Origin of the sequence: Enterovibrio sp. FF113, from assembly GCF_041439165.1 — a bacterium.
GTDB classification, from domain to species: domain Bacteria; phylum Pseudomonadota; class Gammaproteobacteria; order Enterobacterales; family Vibrionaceae; genus Enterovibrio; species Enterovibrio norvegicus_A.
The window spans coordinates 1-1,272 of the sequence record NZ_JBGONO010000028.1; the positions used below are offsets into that span (position 1 = coordinate 1).

The 1,272-nt window shown below is 51.9% G+C and carries 1 rRNA gene (only partly in view); it reads left to right on the forward strand.

Annotation, left to right across the window (positions count from 1 at the left end):
• Positions 1 to 1,272 (forward strand): 23S ribosomal RNA (locus ACED36_RS18950) (its annotated part continues 1,273 nt past the right edge of the window); the annotation flags it as partial.

The window sequence follows — 1,272 nt, forward strand, 5'->3', positions numbered from 1 at the left end:
ATTGAGATTCCGGCAGTAGCGGCGAGCGACCCCGGATTAGCCCTTAAGCAGTTTAAGTGTTAGTGGAAGCCTCTGGAAAGTGGCGCGATACAGGGTGATAGCCCCGTACACGACAATGCGTTTATTGTGAAAACGAGTAGGACGGGACACGTGGTATCCTGTCTGAATATGGGGGGACCATCCTCCAAGGCTAAATACTCCTGACTGACCGATAGTGAACCAGTACCGTGAGGGAAAGGCGAAAAGAACCCCTGTGAGGGGAGTGAAATAGAACCTGAAACCGTGTACGTACAAGCAGTGGGAGCCTCTTTATGGGGTGACTGCGTACCTTTTGTATAATGGGTCAGCGACTTACTTTTAGTAGCAAGGTTAACCGAATAGGGGAGCCGTAGGGAAACCGAGTCTTAACTGGGCGAATAAGTTGCTAGGAGTAGACCCGAAACCGAGTGATCTAGCCATGGGCAGGTTGAAGATTGAGTAACATCAATTGGAGGACCGAACCGACTAATGTTGAAAAATTAGCGGATGACTTGTGGCTAGGGGTGAAAGGCCAATCAAACTCGGAGATAGCTGGTTCTCCCCGAAAGCTATTTAGGTAGCGCCTCGGACGAATACTACTGGGGGTAGAGCACTGTTAAGGCTAGGGGGTCATCCCGACTTACCAACCCTTTGCAAACTCCGAATACCAGTAAGTACTATCCGGGAGACACACGGCGGGTGCTAACGTCCGTCGTGGAGAGGGAAACAACCCAGACCGCCAGCTAAGGTCCCAAAGTTATCGCTAAGTGGGAAACGATGTGGGAAGGCTCAGACAGCCAGGATGTTGGCTTAGAAGCAGCCATCATTTAAAGAAAGCGTAATAGCTCACTGGTCGAGTCGGCCTGCGCGGAAGATGTAACGGGGCTAAGCGATACACCGAAGCTGCGGCATCAACTCTTCGGAGTTGTTGGGTAGGGGAGCGTTCTGTAAGCCGTTGAAGGTGAACTGTAAGGTTTGCTGGAGGTATCAGAAGTGCGAATGCTGACATGAGTAACGATAAAGGGGGTGAAAAACCTCCTCGCCGGAAGACCAAGGGTTCCTGTCCAACGTTAATCGGGGCAGGGTAAGTCGACCCCTAAGGCGAGGCCGAAAGGCGTAGTCGATGGGAAACGGGTTAATATTCCCGTACTGCTTATAACTGCGATGGGGGGACGGAGAAGGCTAGGTGAGCTTGGCGACGGTTGTCCAAGTTCAAGTGCGTAGGTGGGTGTCTTAGGTAAATCCGGGACGCTG